This window comes from Staphylococcus sp. EG-SA-2 (assembly GCF_017152085.1).
The window spans coordinates 1-1,336 of the sequence record NZ_JACYHC010000797.1; the positions used below are offsets into that span (position 1 = coordinate 1).

Below are 1,336 nucleotides of genomic sequence, written 5' to 3' on the forward strand. Positions count from 1 at the left end.
ATCTCACATTTTTCTTTGTTATACCGCCAACGCTATATATGCCACCTTTTATATCTATTAATTCAGGTACTGCAAAGACATCAAGGCCATGTGTTTTTTCTTTATATTTATTTTTATCGTCACCAAGCAGAAACACTTTGAAAGTTTTATTTCGTTGGTTAAAGTTTAAAACGTTAGAACCATAGTAATCTTCACTTTTAACGCTAATGTTTGTTGATTCAAAACTTTCTTCAGAATAGTATTGATGTAGCATATTGATATAATATTTGCGTTGTGTCTCATCAAGTTCTACTTTCGCGTGAACAGCTTTACTTTCTGCTGTAAACACACCTGTAGTTAATATTCCTAATGCTAATGTTGCTTTTGCTAATGCAGTCAATTTCATATTTATTTGCTCCAATCTTGATATATTGGATTGTTATGATTACGTAATTTGAACTATCTGTCTTTATTATAAGGTGCATCAAAACAGACTGACATTAACGCTCATTTAAATAAACTTGAATCATTATTAATGAAAATCAAACGTATTTTAACATTCGTATTAACTGATTTTTAATAGCAACATAAATTTTTTTGGGGGAATCATTGTTCTTTCCGATTAGTTTTAGATCTTAAGTTATTCGATACAAAGTGTACAAAAAAGCAGCTTAATAACGTAGTCAATGTTCGATATGTTTTTATTATTAAAACACGTATCAAAATCATTAAACATGGGATTATTAAACCGCTTCTTAAGCTTTTATTCTATATATCATTGATTATTTCAAATTCACTTCGATGTTCTTAATTTGTTCACTATTAATGACATCTGCCATACGCTCGAAATCTAATTTATCACTTAAATCAATTTCATACTTATTTTCATCTTTCATATTAATAACAATTCTACCTTTATCAGCTGACCCTTCATACAGTTTGTATTTTTTAATCAACAGTTTTCTTATTTTAAAATCAAGTTCCTTCAATGACACTTCTTCCTTTTGAATAAAGAAAAATTCATCAATAGAAAAACCGTCTTTATCGTCTATTTTTTTAACTAGTAAGTTCGGCGTTCTTAGAGACTCAAATATTGATTTTACGTTTTTCTTCGTTACACCACTAACACTAAATATTCTTCCATCTAAATCTACTAATTCTGGTACCGCAAAGACATCTAAACCATGTGTTTTTTCTTTGTATTTATTTTCATCTTTTCCCAATAAAAATACTTGGAACTTTTGATTTTGTTGGTTAAAAAGCAAAACGTTAGAGTCATAATAACCTTGACTTTGGCCACTAACATTTGTTAACTCATAACTAGGTCCTGAATAGTATTGATGTAACTTGTTTGTAT

At 28.7% G+C, this 1,336-nt stretch carries 1 protein-coding gene and 1 pseudogene; both read right to left on the bottom strand.

Annotated features, from left to right (window positions below; all coding sequences use genetic code 11):
• Nucleotides 1-385 (bottom strand): annotated as a pseudogene (locus tag IDG60_RS14540) (superantigen-like protein); the annotation flags it as partial.
• A 376-nt stretch (nt 386-761) separates the two neighbouring features.
• Nucleotides 762-1,336 (bottom strand): exotoxin beta-grasp domain-containing protein (locus IDG60_RS14545; RefSeq protein WP_206160834.1); only part of this gene is annotated, 575 nt, incomplete at its 5' end.